This is a genomic window from Streptomyces sp. LaBMicrA B280 (assembly GCF_049222185.1).
In the GTDB taxonomy this organism is placed as follows: domain Bacteria; phylum Actinomycetota; class Actinomycetes; order Streptomycetales; family Streptomycetaceae; genus Streptomyces; species Streptomyces murinus.
Map to the genome: position 1 here is coordinate 37,754 of NZ_JBMJCT010000001.1, position 14,878 is coordinate 52,631.

The window sequence follows — 14,878 nt, forward strand, 5'->3', positions numbered from 1 at the left end:
GCGCCAGGGCGGTGACCGCAGTCATCCGCATTCGCGACACGGGTCCTGGCCGGGCCTTACTCGAACTTGCACAGCGCCAGTAGGTGGCGGGCCAGGGCGAGTGCGGCAAGCAGCGCGACGAGCACACACACGCCCCACCAGCCAGCCTGGCTCCAGACGCGTATCCCGAGCCAGGAACCTGCGCTGCCGCCCAGGTAGGCGCAGGTCATGTAGGCGGTGTTGAGCCTGCTGCGGGCATCGGTGCGTAGGGCGTAGACGCGGACTTGATTGGCGACCATGCCGGACTGCATCGCAGTGTCGAGGAGCAGCGTGCCGAGTATCAGGGCAGCCAGACCCAGCGCGCCGCCCCGGGCACCAATGGTAAGGATCGCGGCCGAGACGAGGACGCCAAGCATGCAGACCAGGTTTACTGGGTCGGGGCCGTAGCGGTCCACCAAACGGCCAGCGAGGGGGGTGCAGGCCATGGTTGCTGCCCCGATCAGGGCGATCATTCCTACCGCCTGGGCACCCAGCCCGTAAGCCGGTCCGGCGAGCAGGAGTGCCAGGCAGGTCCAGACCGCGGAGAACCCGGCGAACACGGTTGCCTGGTAGAAGCACGAGCGGCGCAGGTCTGGCTCGGTGCGCAGCAGGCGCAGCGGCTCGGTCAGGAGCGCTGCGTACCGCTGGCGGGAGGACGGGGTTGTGGTCGGCACCGCGAACATCAAGACGGTGGCGAGGAGCAGGGCCAGGACCGCGGCGATCAGGTAAGGGGCCCGCCAGCCCAGCCACTCACCGAGCGTGCCGCTGAAGGTCCGGGCCAGCAGCATGCCGCCGGTCGATCCGCTCAGCAGGGTGCCGATCACCGCCCCCTGGCGGTCGGCGGCCACGAGACCAGCCGCCAGGGGGCCGACGATCTGCGCACCTACGGTGGTCAGGCCGACAAGGGTGCTGGCGGCAACGAGCGCCGGCAGAGCCGGCGCGCAACCCGCAGCGAACAGTGCCAGACCGGTCAGGGCGAGGAGAACGGCGAGGAACGAGCGGTGCGGGAACCGGTCTCCAAGCGGCACCAGCAAGACCATCCCGGCCGTGTAGCCGGCCTGCGTGGCGGTCACCACCGCAGCGGCTGAATCGGGTGACACATGCAGCCCGGCGGCGACCAGGGGACCGATGGCCTGCGGAAAGTAGATGTTGCCCACCGCCACGGCGCACGTGACAGCCAGGATCGGAACCATCCGGCGGCTCATCTTTCAGTCCACCGGCCCGCCCGCTACGTAGATGACCTGGCCGGAGACGAACCCGGCCCCGGGACTGACGAGGAAGGAGGCGGTATGCGCGATGTCGTCGGGCTGTCCCACCCGGCCGACCGGGACGGACTGCTCCGCCCGGTGCCGGAACTCCTCGAAGCTCAGGCCGAGCCGCCGGGCCGAGGCCCTGGTCATGTCGCTCACCACGAATCCCGGCGCGATGGCGTTCACGGTCACGCCATGCGGGCCGAGCTGGAGAGCGAGGGACTTGGTGAGCCCGATCAAACCCGCCTTCGTGCTGGCATAGTCGACGCGGCCAGCATCACCGACCGCGGAGATGCTCGACATGTTGACGACGCGTCCCCAACCGGCCGTCACCATATGCGGACAGACGGCCCGGGCGGCGAAGAACGGGCCGCTGAGGTTGATCCCCAGGACCGTGTCCCACTGCCGCGTGGTCATCTCCACCAGATCGGCGCGGGGCCCGATGCCGGCGTTGTTGACCAGCACCGTCGGCGGCCCGAGCGTGGTGGCGATCTGGGCGACGGCCGCCGTGACCGCGGCCTCGTCGGCGACATCGGCGGCGACGGCCAGCGCCGCTCCGCCGGCGCTGGTGATGGCCGCCACGGTATCGGCGCAGTCCGCCTCGTCCAGATCGATCACGCCGACCGCCAAGCCGTCCTCCGCCAGGCGCCTGGCCACAGCGGCACCGATGCCGCGGGCAGCACCGGTGACAACCGCCGTCCGTCGCCCATGAGTTGTGGGTGTCATGGGAGGAAGTCCACGGCATCGGCGTCGCGTCGCCAATCGATGTAGCGTATGGCTTAATGATCAGCTTCGTGCTCGGCGTCGAGGACCTCGCGGACACCCGCTTCGCCCTCTCACCCCTGCACGAAACCCTGCTCAGCCTGCGAGTGCTCCAGGATCCGAGCCTGTCCGCGCTGCACCTGCCCTGGCGCAGATCCGTACCCGGCAGACTCGGCGCTCTCGACACCGGCCTGCTGATGTCCCTGGTCGCCGTGCGCCGTACCCTTCCGGACTTCCTGACCCCGAATCCCACGAGCTTCGCACCGGCCTTCGAGGAAGAACTCTCCGTTGTCCGCCAGGCGTCCTGCGCCCGGGTCCGCCGCGATCTGCTGCTCGCGCACGCACCCGACCCTGTGCCCGAAGCGCTCCGCGACGCCGCCGCCGCGCCTGTCGCCGGACTCCGCGACGCCATCTGCGATCTCCTGCGGCAGTACTGGGAGGTGGCCATCGAGCCGGTGTGGCCGCAGATGCGACGAGTGCTGGAAGCTGATATGACCTACCGCGCCCGCCGGCTCGCCCTGGGGGGTGCCCGACTGTTGTTCGCCGACATGCACCCGAACCTGCACTGGCAAGACGGCGAGCTGCACATCTGCAAGATGATCAGCAGGCACCGGGTCGAGGCGGCCGGCCGCGGGCTGTTGCTCATGCCGTCCGTGTTCGCGCACAAGCCCGCGCCTCCCGTGAGCCCCGACGAGCCGCCGAGCCTCGTCTATCCCAGCCGGGGAGTAGCCACACTGTGGGGCCCGGAGATGCCGACCATCGACACAACCTCCCTGGTGTCTCTGCTCGGTTCGTCCCGGGCGAGACTGCTCGGCCTCCTGGGGGAGCCGCTGCCCACCGTGGAGCTCGCCCGCCGACTCGGGGTCACCCCGAGCGCGGTCTCCCAGCACCTGCGTGTCCTGCGCTCCACAGGACTGGTCACTCGGACACGTGACGGACGGCATGTGCTGTACCGGAGAAGCGCACTCGGCGACCAACTCACGACCACCGCTACCAGACCCCGAACTCACGACAGCTGAGGTTCAACATTCCACGTAAGGCCCGCTGCGAGTACGAGAACCGCGTCAACACCCTCGCGACGACAGCCGGACCATGATCCGTCAGCGGCTGCTGCCAGTTTTCGTTCGGATACTCCCCGAGGGCTGTCCTGGAGGACCTGACCCGCGAGCAGGTGCTGGACTGGCGCACCCGCGCCGCGCACGACCACCAGATCGTCCACGACCACATCGCCCGGTACGGCGAGCACTCCGCGCAGCGCCTGTTCACCAGGTCATTCGTCGCGACCGTGCACCGCCTTTCGGGCCTCGGTCACCTGGACCTCGGCTCCACCCCGTGGGGGCAGGCGTGAGCGGCAACGAGGTGTCCGGTGTCGACCTGGCCCGGGTCGCGCTGCGGTCCGCGATGGACGTGGCGCGCGCCAACGGCGGCGGCCGGAAGGCGAAGGCGAAGCCGCGGCTGACCCGTACGGTGCGCCGGGACGGGCGCGAGCCGATGGGCCTCGGGGCCGCGATCGGCGCGCTGGTCACCGAGTGCACGTGGGAGCTCCCGGCCGCCGGCGCGACGCTGCGTGAGCGGTGGTCCGCCATCGCCCCCGAGCTCGCCGGGCACGTCGCCGCCGTGTCGTACGACGCCGACTCCGGCCGGCTCACCGTGTGTCCGGAGTCATCGGCCTGGACGACGAAGGCCCGGCTGGAGCAGACCCGCGTCATCGCGGCCGCCAACCAGTCGGCGGGCCGGACGGTCGTACGCGCCCTGCGGATCCTGGTGCCCGGCACGGTGCCGGTGACCGAGCCGGGCGACGCCGACCCGAAGCTGGCGGCCGCGCCCGTCGGGCCGCCGCGTACCCGGGAGAGGGCCTCGGACGGCTACCGCCGCGTGCTCTCCGCGCGCCGGGAGGTGGAGCCGCGCCGTCGCGGGTGGACCCGCACATCGCGGAGGCGGTGGAGCGGCCGATCGCCGCGATGCGGGCGCTCCACCGCCGGGTGTTCCCCGAGCCGGAGCAGGGGGCTGATGACCGGTCGGCCAGGATCGAGCAGGCCCGCATCGAGCGCCGTCGTCAGGCCGGTTCACCTGCCGGGCCCGGCTACCGGTGACCATCCGCACCGTCCCGGCCGACGCGCCCGGCGGCGGCTCGACAGCACCCAGCCGCCCGCGCCCCGAATTTACCGTTGCCCTACTGAAGGGTGGGGTGGAATGGGTAATTCCACCCTTAAAACCGGACAAACAACGGAAAGTTCGCGCCATGGATCTTGTGTGGCGTCTGTCAATTCGTGAGGATGGCCGAGCGCGATACATACGCGACTTTTTGGGGGAAAAGTGAAGACACGTTTCGTTGTCCCGCTTCTCGCGACGGGGGCCCTGCTGGCGTCGGCTGGCACGGCGTCGGCCGTGACGGCTCCGAACCGCAGCACGGGACAGGTCGTTGCGAAGAGCCCCACCACCGTGGTGGCGTGGTGCACGTTCCTGGGAGAGAAGCCGTTCCAGGTCACCCACACCGGCCCGCTGTTCGCCCAGGGTCACTACACGAACTGCTCGACTCCGCCGCCGGACAAGTGCCGGGCGCAGGTCGATCTTCAGCGCCTTGAGGCCTACGACGGACACTGGCATGCGGTGAAACACAAGGACAGCGGGTGGACGAAGTGCAGCGGGCGCTACACCACCCCGGGGCTCAAATGCGTGCATGACGGCCACAAGGAGACGTACAACACCCAGGTGACCCTTCAGGCCGAGTACCGCGGACGCTTCAGCGCACCCGGAATCGCGGACTCGCACAACACCGTGATCGACTGCTGAAGCCAGCTCACCCGTAACGGCCTGCCGAGTGATTCGGCGGGCCGTTTCCGGTTTCAGCCGCACAGATGAAAGGGAGACAGCGAGCATGCATGTTCATTTTGAAGCCGTGGACCCTGAGAAAATGATGAGGTTCTGGGGCAGCATCCCTGGCCATGGTGCGTACAGCGTCGGCCAGGCGGAATCTCCGGCGGTGCTGCCGGTCGTCACCGTCCTTGTCGGAACCGTCGCCGAACAGGTTCAGACCCTGGTCGCAAAGGGCGCCTCTCTCGTAGAACTCCACGACCCCGTCGAAGCTCTGATGACCGATCCGGAAGGCAACAGGTTCAGGGTGGTGCTCGACCCCGATCACGAAGCATGACGCTGCCTGCCCAGGCCAAAGCCCGGCCTCCGCGGCCGCGCAGGGCAGAGCGGGCAAAGCGGGCAGCGCGGGTGACCAAGGGCTCGGCAGCGCGGACCTGGCACGGGGGTGCCCGAGGTGCCAGGCCGGCCCGACCTCCCCGTGCACGCCCTGCGGCCCGCACCGAGCAGGTGGAGCGGCCGAAGGAGTTCACCCGCGAGCTGCGGGCTGAGGTATCGACCACCCGAGGCGCTGTGCCGGGGGCAGCCTAGCGCTCCGGACGTTCGCCACCTGCAGCAGTAATACGAGCCGTACGATGACCGTGTGACTGTCCGCCGCACTCTCGGTGCCGGCCCCCCGGCCCCGCACAGCATCCACGCTGCTCAAGCCGACCTTCTTGGCGCACTCCCCAGAATCCGTCTCCCTGACCTGGATGAGCTGCGGTCTCGGGGTGTTCTCAGCACTCGCACCGTGACGACGCCGACCGTGCGACGGGCACTCGGCGCCGGCGGCCGCGAGGCTGGGGAACTGCCCCGCTCCACCGCGTAGTTGGACCAGATGCCGCCGCGGTCAGGGCGGCACCGGCCGTACGTGCCCGACCCGAACACGGTCCACCAGGACGTACAGCTGCCGGTCGAAGTCCCGGCCGACACCGATGACGCCGATCTCGTCGCCGACCGTGGACTCTCCGCCGGCGGGGTCGACGGCAACGACGATGCGTGCCATGTCGATGCCGGAGAACTGGACGGCGTTGATGCGGGCGGTGTCGACCCACTCGCGCTTCCACACGCCTCCCTCCGGCGGACGCGGCTTCTGCACGTACAGGGCGCCCCACACCCGTTCGCCGACGCGCTTGCGGGTGCGAGCGTGATGGGCCGCGTCGAATCGTTCCGGCCACAGGGGTTCGCCGAGTGCCCGGCAGAGGGGATCGTCGGCGCTGTCGGCGAGGGCGGGCAGGTCGATGACGCGCCACGCCTCGCGCTCGGTGGCGAGGATGCGTCCGGCGAGGTCGTCTTCGTGCCAGCGGGTCTGGATCAGGCAGATGGCTCCGGTCGGTTCAAGTCGGGTCTGTATGACGGAGGTCCACCAGTCCCAGGCACGCTTGCGCATAGTCGGCGAGTCCGCGTCGGCCATGTCCTTGACCGGGTCGTCCACGATGGCGATGTGGGCGCCGCATCCGGTGAGGCCACCGCCGATGCCCGCAGCGAGGAGTCCGCCTTCGCCGCCGACGATGTCGAAGCGGTTGACGGCCTTGCTGCCGGGTGCGAGCTGAATGCCGAGGTCGTCGCCCCAGGTGTAGATGACGTCCCTGATCCATCGGCCGTGGTCGTCGGCCAGGTCGCGGAGTAGCTGGCGATCATCATGCGGTGGCCGGGGTTGCGCCGGAGGTACCAGAGCGGCGCCCAGCGTGAAGCTCGTCGGCTCTTTCCGTGCCGCGGGGGCATGGTGAGCATGACCCGGTCGAAGCGGCCCTCGGCCATGTCGATGAACGCCCGGTCGATCAGGTCCAGGTGCGTGGTAGCCGTGCTGGCACTGGCCTGGCTCGGCCGCGGCGCGGCCCGGCGACTACGCCAGCCGGAGGTGATCGGCGAGATCACCGGAGGCCTGCTCGCCGGGCCGGCCGTCAAGGCACTGGTCGGCACGGACGTATTCGGGCAGCTACTGCCCGGCGACGTGTTGCACGCGCTGAAAACGCTCGGCGAGGCCGGGCTCGCGCTACTCCTGGTCGGTCTCACCCACGAACTGCGCACAGGAACCTCCGGACCCGGCCGCCGCACGCTGTCCTGGATCGTCTTCGGTGCGTTGGTACCCCCGTTGCGCGCCGGCACACTGCTGGTCGGCTGGGTGCTGTTCGTCGACGACCCGACGCTGCGCGGCACCTCCCCACTGCCCGCGTTCGCGCTGTTCACCGCGGTGGCTATGTCGATCACGGCGGTGCCGGTGCTGGCGTGCCTCTTGTCGGACCGTGGCTTGACGACCTCACGTGAGGGACAGCTCGCCCTCACCTGCGCGATCATTCTCGACGGCGTGGGCTGGATCCTGCTGTCCGTCGCGGTCGGACTCGACAAGGAAAGCGTGAGCGGCACGCTGTGGGTGTTGGCGATCACAGCCGCAGTGGCGGTGACCATGCTGCTGCTCAGACCTCTCCTGCACACCGAGCCCGCCCGGGCGTGGGTCACCAGGTTCCCGCGCCTGGGAGCCACCGCGGTCGGTGCCGGTGCCATCGCGGCGGCACTGATATCGGAATCACTCGGCCTGTCGATGATCTTCGGAGCAGCACTCTTCGGCCTTGCGATGCCCACGGGCACGTCGTCGGCCTGGACCACGGCCGTGACCTCCGTGACACGATGCGGCAGGCCACTCGTACCGGTGTTCTTCGTGGTCACCGGTATCACCGTGTTCACCAAAAGCCTCAGCTCGGCGCCCTGGACACTGCTGATCCTCACCACCGTACTGGGCATGCTGGGCAAGATCGGCGGCGGCTGTCTCGGGGCACTCCTGAGCGGGGAGTCCCGATGGACAGCGGCACGCCTCGGTGTCCTGCTGAACACGCGGGGACTCACCGAGTTGATCGTCCTTCAGGTCGGCTACAGCGCCGGAATGGTGACACCGCCCATGTTCCTGGCACTGGTGGTGATGGCCCTCGTCACCACCACCCTGACGGGCCCTCTCCTGTCCCTGCTCGACCGGGCACGAGCCCACCTCCGCGCAGGGCAACCACCATCGCGGCGGCAGCCGAGCACCGTGGCGGAAAGGTAACTCCCGCTGTGGCAGTGCCGGGCCGGCCGGTGGCCACGGGCCATGGTAGGAATATCCCCACCATGGCCCGGGGTGCCTGCAGGATCGTGCACAAAGGTCTGTGCACAGCAATCTGTGGACATGACGTTCACCCCCTCCCTCAGCGGGCTGAAGGCTCTCGCACATCCCAGACGCCAGCAGATGCTCGAACAGCTGGCCATGCACGGCCCGGCCACCTCCGCCACCCTCGCCCGCGCCCTCGATCTCAACACCGGCGCGACCAGCTACCCCCTGCGAGAACTCGCCCGGCACGGTTTCGTCGAGGAGATCCGGGCCGACGCCGCATCCGGGAACAAGGGCAAGGGACGCGGTCGCGAGCGCTGGTGGCGTGCGGTCTCGGGCGACCTACGGCTACCGACGCGCGGCGCGCAGGATCCGCAAACCCGTGTCGTCGTCGACGAGATGAACCGGCTCGCCTACACCGCGGATCTACGGCTGTTCGAACAGCTGCAGCAGCAAGGCGACGACCTGGGGGAGTGGCTGGACGCCTTCCCCCACTCACGCGGAACCGTCCAGGTGACCCTCACAGAGCTGCACGACCTCTTCGAGGAGTACATCGCGCTCCTCAACCGGTACAAGCGGCCTGAGGGAGCCCCGGCGGGGGCACGGACCGTGCTCACCCGATTCCTGGCCTTTCCGGCCCCGAACCCGTCAGGAGAAGACGTTGCTTAGCGGCATGCCCCAGGCCGTCCGGCTCGATTCGGTGACCAAGATCTACGGCAGCGCAGACCGCAGAGGGCGTGTCGTCCGGGCGCTCGACACGGTGTCCGTCGCCATCCCACCCGGCACCTTCACCGCGGTCATGGGCCCGTCGGGATCAGGCAAGAGCACGTTTCTGCACTGCGCGGCGGGCCTGGACAGCCTCACCTCCGGCGCATGCTGGATCGGCGGCATCGCGCTCAGCGGCATGAACGAGACCCAGTTGACGAAACTGCGCCGCAAGCACATCGGATTCGTCTTCCAGGCATACAACCTGGTGCCGTCACTGACGGTCCGGGACAACATCATCCTGCCACTGAGGCTGTCCGGTGAACGGGTCGACAGGCGCTGGCTGGAGGAGGTGCTGGCCCGGGTGGGTCTCACGGGGAAGGCCAACACGCGGCCGTCCCAGCTCTCCGGCGGCCAGCAGCAGCGGGTCGCCATCGCTCGTGCGTTGATCACGCGCCCTCATGTCATCTTCGGTGACGAGCCGACCGGCGCGCTGGACACGGTCACGGCCAGGGACATCCTCACCCTGCTGCGTTCGTGCGTTGACGCCACCGGCCAGACGGTGGTGATGGTCACCCATGATCCGGTCGCGGCGTCCTACGCGGACACGGTGCTCTTCCTCGCGGACGGCCGCATCGCCGACCGGATGCAGTCGCCGTCCGCCGACCGCGTCGCCGACCGCATGACACACCTCGGAGCGTGGGCCTGATGCTGCGTTACGCACTGCAGTCCCTCAAGGCCCGCAAGGCGGGGTTCACCGGGGCGTTCCTGGCGCTGATGTGCGCCGCGGCTCTGGTGACCGCCTGCGGTGGTCTGCTGGAGACCGGACTGCGCGGCGAGATCGGTACCGAGCGGTACTCCGGCACGCCGGTCATCGTGGCGGCGGACCAGAACGTCCACCACGTCACGAAGAAGAAGGGCAAGACCAAGGACAAGGCCAAGCCGCTCGACGAAAGGGTGTGGCTGCCCTCGGCCACCCGAGAGCGGATCGAGACGGCGCCCGGGGTGGGGACGGTCGTGCCGGAACTCGACTTCCCCGCGTACGTGGTCGGATCCAACGGCAGGATCTTCAGTGGCCCGGACGGCAAGGAGTCGTCGGGACACGCATGGGCGTCTGCCCAGCTGACACCGTTCCGCATCGACAAGGGGACGCCTCCACGGACCGACCATGAGATCGTCATCGACCGGGGGCTGGCCTCCCGCGCGGGTCTGGCCCCCGGCGACAAGGTGACCGTTCAGGCCACCGGCTCGCCTTCGACCTACACGGTGACGGGGATCGCCACCACCCCCGACGGCGATCTGAAGGAACAGGCCGCGGTCTTCTTCTCCTCGGACGAGGCTCGCCGGCTGGCCGGCCACCTCGGCCAGGAAGCCGTGATCGGCGTGCTGCCCAAGGAAGGCGTGAGCACTGAAGAGTTGGCCAAGGCGGTGCGGAAGGCCCTCGGAGACTCGCCCCACGAGCAGGTGTCCACCGGCGGTGACCGCGGCCGGGTGGAGTTCCTCAGGGCAGCCAAGGCCCGGGTCAAGCTGATCAGCATGGGAGGCGCGATCGGCGCCATCGGGCTGCTTGTGGCGGTCCTGGTCGTGTCCGGCACGTTCGCTCTGTCCATCCAGCAACGCCGCCCGGAGATCGCCCTGTTGCGAGCCGTGGCGGCAACCCCCAAGCAGGTGCGCCGGCTGATCGGCCGGGAGGCGGTGTGCGTCGGCTTCGCCGCCGGTCTGCTCGGCGCGGCGGCCGGTCTGCCGCTGGCGGTCTGGCTGCACGGAAAGTTCGTGGACTTCGGGACGATCCCGGAGACCCTCAAGCTCGTCCGCAGCCCCTTCCCGGTGTTGGCGGCGATGGCCGCGACACTGTTCGCGGCGTGGGCGGCGGCGCGCATCTCAGCGCGGCGCATCTCCCGGATCCGTCCGGCCGAGGCGATGTCCGAAGCCGCCATCGAGGGCGACCACCTGCCCTGGGGGCGGCTTGTGGCCGGGGTAATCGCACTGGCCGGCGGGATCGTGCTGTTCGTGGTCCTGGCCGCACTGCACACGGAACCGGCCTCGATGCCGGTGACCTACCTCGTGGTCCTCGTGATCTCGATCGGGCTCGCGCTGCTCGGCCCGCTGACGGCCAAGGGCGCACTGGCCGTGTTGGGTGTTCCGCTGCGGCTGTCCAGGGCCGCCGGGTACCTCGCGGCGCACAACGCCCGCGCCAACGCCAAGCGGCTGGCGGCCGTGATCACGCCGCTCACCCTCCTGGTCGGCATGGCGTCCACCATCATCTTCGTCCAGACCACCCTGGGCAACGCGGCCGAGCACCAGGTCCGCGACGGTGTCACAGCGGATTGGGCGGTCGACTCCACAGGTCCCGGTGTGCCCGGCGCCGTTGCCGACCGGATACGGGGCCTGCCCGGCGTGATGGCCGTGACCGAGATCGTCCACACGTCCGTCCGCACGCCCGCCCTGGACAAGTACTCCGTCCAGGGCGTAACCCCCCGCGGCCTTGCCTCGACCATGGACCTGAAGGTCACCGAGGGCTCATTGGACCGACTCGGCGGCCACGCGGTCGCCGTCAGTGATGTGGTCGCCAACAGCAAGGGCCTTCATCCCGGCGACACGATGAAGCTGGTGCTGGGCGACGGCACTCCCGCCACCGTGAGCGTCGTCGCGGTGTACAAGCGGGGTCTGGGCTTCGGAGACCTGACCATGGCACACGATCTCGTGGCCGGTCACATCGACGATCCGCTCAGCGACGCCGTGCTCGTCACGGTCGGCGGCGGTGCCAAGCGGGACACGGCACGGGAGCAACTGGCAGGGGTCGTGAGGGACTTCCCCGGCGCGGTGGTCACCGGCAGCGGACGTATGGCGGACCGTCAAGCGACGACCCACAAGGAGAACGCCGAGGTCGACTACGTGGCCATGGGGCTCATCGTGGCCTTCACAGCCATCGCCTCAGTCAACACCCTGGCCATGTCCACCGCCGACCGGTCACGCGAGTTCGCCCTCCTGCGCCTGGCCGGCATGACCCGGCGGCAGGTCCTGCGGATGCTCCGCCTGGAGGCCTTGACCGTGGCACTCACCGCGATCGTGCTCGGCACGGGGATCTCGTTGGCCACGCTCACGTCCTTCAGCATCGGCATGACAGGTGAGGCGGCTCCAGCCATGTCTCCCGTGACCTATCTGACGATCGTGGCGGCAGCCGCGACGCTGGCCCTCATCGCGACGGTGCTGCCCGGCAGGATCACCCTGCGGCCAAACCCCACTGACACGATCGCAGACTGAGGCCCGAAGCGAGAAGAAGGATGAGGCGGGCGCGGCGGAGGTGCGCGGCCCACGGGCTTGTTGTTCGGGTGAGGGTCTTCAGGGTCGGGTTGTGAGGCCTGACGTGGAGGCCCTCTCGGGCCGCTTGACTGCGCTCCATATGAAGGTTGATGACGAGATGGCTTCAGAAAGCAAACACCGCCTTCGCCAACCTGCGCTCTGAGCAGATGGCGCAGCCGCAGCCCGGCGAGGCATACGTTTGGGCGAGTAAGTCCACCGGCCCGGCGTTCACTCACGGAGCCGTCCGCATGCAATGCCGTCCTCGGGTGACCCGGCATGGCGGAGGGACGAAGACGGCAACGGGCGGACAGTGAGCTGGCAGCACGTCGTCACAGCGAGCGCTTCGACGAGATGGGTGCTTAGCCCGTGCCACCGGCGCCTGTCTGCAAGAGAGAACCCACGCCCGCGCGGTGTAGGTCCTTCTCGACCACACGCGGTCGGCGTGACGCGACCGACATCGGACGTTGCGAGGTCGCTTCGGTGACAACTCTGCGTGAAGGCTGACGACTACTCAGGTTTACCTGACGCATCGTCGGCTATTCAAGACCATCTTGCACATGCATTGCACAAGGCGCTGAAAGACAAAAGAGATCAGTGAAAGGTCGTGAAGGTAAGTATTCGCAGGTCAGGCAACATGTCGCGGTGTCGTGCCCCTCGTCTCCAAGGGGCACGACACCCTGCCCGTCAGATGTCCCGGAAGATCTCGATCTGCGCGCCGATGGAGTTCAGCCGCTCCGCCAGGTCCTCGTAACCCCGGTTGATGACATACACGTTGCGCAGCACCGACGTCCCCTCCGCCGCCATCATCGCCAGCAGGACGACCACCGCGGGGCGCAGTGCCGGGGGGCACATCATTTCGGCGGCGCGCCAGCGGGTGGGGCCCTCGACGAGGACGCGGTGGGGGTCGAGGAGCTGGAGGCGGCCGCCGAGGCGGTTGAGGTCGGTGAGGTAGATCGCGCGGTTGTCGTAGACCCAGTCGTGGATCAGGGTCTGGCCCGAGGCGACCGCAGCGATCGCGGCGAAGAAGGGCACGTTGTCGATGTTCAGGCCCGGGAAGGGCATGGGGTGGATCTTGTCGATCGGCGCCTCCAGCTTGGAGGGGCGGACCGTGAGGTCGACCAGCCGGGTACGGCCGTTGTCCGCGAAGTACTCCGGCGAACGGTCGTGGTCCAGGCCCATCTCCTCCAGGACCGCCAGCTCGATCTCCAGGAACTCGATCGGCACCCGGCGCACGGTGAGTTCGGACTCGGTGACCACCGCCGCGGCCACCAGGCTCATCGCCTCGACCGGGTCCTCGGAGGGCGAGTAGTCCACGTCGACATCGATGTTGGGCACGCCGTGCACGGTCAGCGTGGTGGTGCCGATGCCCTCCACCTTGACGCCCAGTGCCTCCAGGAAGAAGCACAGGTCCTGGACCATGTAGTTGGAGGACGCGTTGCGGATGACCGTCGCGCCGTCGTGCCGCGCCGCGGCCAGCAGCGCGTTCTCGGTCACCGTGTCGCCGCGCTCGGTCAGTACGATCGGGCGGTCGGGGCTGACCGTGCGGTCCACCTGCGCGTGGTACTGGTTCTCGGTCGCCGCGATCTGCAGCCCGAACCGGCGCAGCGCGATCATGTGCGGCTCGATGGTCCGGGTGCCGAGGTCGCAGCCGCCGGCGTACGGCAGCTTGAACTGGTCCATCCGGTGCAGCAGCGGGCCGAGGAACATGATGATGGAGCGGGTGCGTACGGCCGCCTCGGCGTCGATCGCCGTCATCTCCAGCTCGGCCGGCGGGACCAGCTCCAGGTCGACCCCGTCGTTGATCCAGCGGGTGCGCACGCCGATGGAGTTGAGCACCTCCAGCAGGCGGTACACCTCCTCGATACGCGCGACCCGGCGCAGCACCGTGCGGCCCTTGTTCAGCAGGGACGCGCAGAGGAGGGCCACACAGGCGTTCTTGCTCGTCTTGACGTCGATGGCACCGGACAGCCGACGGCCGCCGACGACCCGCAGATGCATCGGGCCCGCGTAGCCCAGCGACACGATCTCGCTGTCCAGAGCCTCACCGATGCGGGCGATCATCTCAAGGCTGATGTTCTGGTTGCCGCGCTCGATGCGGTTGACCGCGCTCTGACTGGTGCCGAGCGCCTCCGCGAGCTGCGTCTGCGTCCAGCCCCGGTGTTGCCGGGCGTCACGGATGAGCTTGCCGATGCGTACGAGGTAGTCGTCTGCCATGAGGTTGAGGTTATCTCAGATATGAGATGGCGCTCGCTTGGGGGGTCCATTCGGGTGATGGCGCGTCAATGACCTGCGGGTTCCCCGGAATGCGCCGGTCAGGGGTGCCCCATGAGTGGCCCATGGGCGATTCGTTCCGCAATGCCGCTCATTACGGGTTTAGCCGCTGATGGGGCGATGTGGGAGCGGGGACGAGTAGACGACGCTGGTCGTCACGGAGCCCAGACCGCCGATCCGTCCCGAAATCTCCTCCAGATGGCGCATCGAGCGTGCCGCCACCTTGATGACGAAGCAGTCGTCACCCGTCACATGGTGCGCCTCCAGGATCTCCGGCATCGCCTCGACCAGGTCATGGAATGGCTTGTAGTTGCCGTTCGGGTACCGCAGGCGTACGAACGCCATGATGGCCAGCCCGACCCGCTCCGGGTCCACGACCGCCGCGTAGCCGCTGATGACCCCGCCCTCCTCCAGCCTGCGCACGCGTTCCGTGACCGCACTGGCCGACATGGAGACGGCCCGCGCGAGGTCGGCGAAGCTGGTCCGGCCGTCCCGCTGGAGGACGTCGAGAATGCGCCAGTCAATGGCGTCCAGGGATATCGCGGTCATGGTCGAGAAATAGCACGGATTCCCCGGCCGATCGGGTGACATCGCCGTGGATCGAGCCTTCAGAGCGCCGATTTCGGTCCGTAGATTC

15 protein-coding genes are annotated in these 14,878 nt (G+C 68.8%); 10 read left to right on the forward strand and 5 right to left on the reverse strand.

The features are described 5' to 3' along the window. Positions 1-56 precede the first annotated feature (56 nt). Both ACLF5H_RS00175 and ACLF5H_RS00180 read right to left on the reverse strand, forming a co-directional pair. Positions 57-1,211 (reverse strand): MFS transporter, encoded by a 1,155-nt coding sequence (locus tag ACLF5H_RS00175; protein ID WP_421674008.1) that lies wholly within the window; start codon positions 1,209-1,211, stop codon positions 57-59. Between the two features lie 15 nt (positions 1,212-1,226). Beyond that, complete coding sequence (locus tag ACLF5H_RS00180; protein WP_421674009.1) at positions 1,227-1,994, reverse strand: SDR family NAD(P)-dependent oxidoreductase; 768 nt, start codon at positions 1,992-1,994, stop codon at positions 1,227-1,229. Positions 1,995-2,050: 56 nt separating this feature from the next. Here ACLF5H_RS00180 and ACLF5H_RS00185 point away from each other — a divergent pair, with 56 nt between their 5' ends. From ACLF5H_RS00185 to ACLF5H_RS00205, 5 genes are all read left to right on the forward strand, one after another. Beyond that, a complete protein-coding gene (locus tag ACLF5H_RS00185) occupies positions 2,051-3,049 on the forward strand; it encodes an ArsR/SmtB family transcription factor (RefSeq protein ID WP_421674010.1) in 999 nt (332 codons plus the stop codon). Positions 3,050-3,201: 152 nt separating this feature from the next. Then, positions 3,202-3,378 (forward strand): hypothetical protein, encoded by a 177-nt coding sequence (locus tag ACLF5H_RS00190; protein WP_421674011.1) that lies wholly within the window; start codon positions 3,202-3,204, stop codon positions 3,376-3,378. Continuing rightward, positions 3,375-4,304, forward strand: a complete 930-nt coding sequence (locus ACLF5H_RS00195) for a DUF721 domain-containing protein (protein WP_421674012.1) — start codon at positions 3,375-3,377, stop codon at positions 4,302-4,304. Before ACLF5H_RS00190 ends, ACLF5H_RS00195 begins: the two co-directional genes overlap by 4 nt. A gap of 114 nt (positions 4,305-4,418) precedes the next feature. Continuing rightward, positions 4,419-4,823, forward strand: a complete 405-nt coding sequence (locus ACLF5H_RS00200; RefSeq protein ID WP_421674013.1) for a hypothetical protein — start codon at positions 4,419-4,421, stop codon at positions 4,821-4,823. Positions 4,824-4,908: 85 nt separating this feature from the next. Beyond that, entirely contained in the window at positions 4,909-5,181 is a 273-nt protein-coding gene (locus tag ACLF5H_RS00205; RefSeq protein WP_093892593.1) for a VOC family protein, read from the forward strand. A gap of 549 nt (positions 5,182-5,730) precedes the next feature. Here the strand turns inward: ACLF5H_RS00205 and ACLF5H_RS00210 are convergent. Beyond that, positions 5,731-6,315, reverse strand: a complete 585-nt coding sequence (locus ACLF5H_RS00210) for a hypothetical protein (protein WP_421674014.1) — start codon at positions 6,313-6,315, stop codon at positions 5,731-5,733. A gap of 9 nt (positions 6,316-6,324) precedes the next feature. On the opposite strand from ACLF5H_RS00210, the gene ACLF5H_RS00215 reads away from it, so the two are divergent. The 5 genes from ACLF5H_RS00215 (at position 6,325) to ACLF5H_RS00235 (ending at position 11,931) form a co-directional block, all read left to right on the forward strand. After that, positions 6,325-6,510 carry a hypothetical protein gene (locus tag ACLF5H_RS00215; protein ID WP_421674015.1) on the forward strand — a complete coding sequence of 62 codons (186 nt, stop codon included), beginning with the start codon at positions 6,325-6,327 and terminating at the stop codon, positions 6,508-6,510. Positions 6,511-6,684: 174 nt separating this feature from the next. Then, entirely contained in the window at positions 6,685-7,920 is a 1,236-nt protein-coding gene (locus tag ACLF5H_RS00220; protein ID WP_421674016.1) for a cation:proton antiporter, read from the forward strand. Positions 7,921-8,040: 120 nt separating this feature from the next. Next, positions 8,041-8,631: an ArsR/SmtB family transcription factor gene (locus tag ACLF5H_RS00225; RefSeq protein ID WP_421674017.1), complete on the forward strand. Its 591-nt coding sequence runs from the start codon at positions 8,041-8,043 to the stop codon at positions 8,629-8,631. 4 nt (positions 8,632-8,635) lie between these two features. Beyond that, positions 8,636-9,376 (forward strand): ABC transporter ATP-binding protein, encoded by a 741-nt coding sequence (locus ACLF5H_RS00230; protein ID WP_421674018.1) that lies wholly within the window; start codon positions 8,636-8,638, stop codon positions 9,374-9,376. Continuing rightward, positions 9,376-11,931 carry an FtsX-like permease family protein gene (locus ACLF5H_RS00235; RefSeq protein WP_421674019.1) on the forward strand — a complete coding sequence of 852 codons (2,556 nt, stop codon included), beginning with the start codon at positions 9,376-9,378 and terminating at the stop codon, positions 11,929-11,931. The genes ACLF5H_RS00230 and ACLF5H_RS00235 overlap by 1 nt, the downstream gene beginning before the upstream one ends. A 723-nt stretch (positions 11,932-12,654) precedes the next feature. On the opposite strand, the gene ACLF5H_RS00240 is transcribed toward ACLF5H_RS00235, so the two are convergent. Beyond that, complete coding sequence (locus ACLF5H_RS00240; RefSeq protein ID WP_086806810.1) at positions 12,655-14,184, reverse strand: helix-turn-helix domain-containing protein; 1,530 nt, start codon at positions 14,182-14,184, stop codon at positions 12,655-12,657. A gap of 159 nt (positions 14,185-14,343) precedes the next feature. Next, a complete protein-coding gene (locus ACLF5H_RS00245; RefSeq protein ID WP_421674020.1) occupies positions 14,344-14,790 on the reverse strand; it encodes an Lrp/AsnC family transcriptional regulator in 447 nt (148 codons plus the stop codon). Between the last annotated feature and the right edge of the window lie 88 nt (positions 14,791-14,878).

Coding starts and splice junctions, on each gene's coding strand:
- ACLF5H_RS00175 (WP_421674008.1), bottom strand. CDS start 1,211: ATGGTTCCGATCCTGGCTGTCACGTGCGCCGTGGCGGTGGGCAACATC.
- ACLF5H_RS00180 (WP_421674009.1), bottom strand. CDS start 1,994: ATGACACCCACAACTCATGGGCGACGGACGGCGGTTGTCACCGGTGCT.
- ACLF5H_RS00185 (WP_421674010.1), top strand. CDS start 2,051: ATGATCAGCTTCGTGCTCGGCGTCGAGGACCTCGCGGACACCCGCTTC.
- ACLF5H_RS00205 (WP_093892593.1), top strand. CDS start 4,909: ATGCATGTTCATTTTGAAGCCGTGGACCCTGAGAAAATGATGAGGTTC.
- ACLF5H_RS00225 (WP_421674017.1), top strand. CDS start 8,041: ATGACGTTCACCCCCTCCCTCAGCGGGCTGAAGGCTCTCGCACATCCC.
- ACLF5H_RS00230 (WP_421674018.1), top strand. CDS start 8,636: ATGCCCCAGGCCGTCCGGCTCGATTCGGTGACCAAGATCTACGGCAGC.
- ACLF5H_RS00235 (WP_421674019.1), top strand. CDS start 9,376: ATGCTGCGTTACGCACTGCAGTCCCTCAAGGCCCGCAAGGCGGGGTTC.
- ACLF5H_RS00240 (WP_086806810.1), bottom strand. CDS start 14,184: ATGGCAGACGACTACCTCGTACGCATCGGCAAGCTCATCCGTGACGCC.
- ACLF5H_RS00245 (WP_421674020.1), bottom strand. CDS start 14,790: ATGACCGCGATATCCCTGGACGCCATTGACTGGCGCATTCTCGACGTC.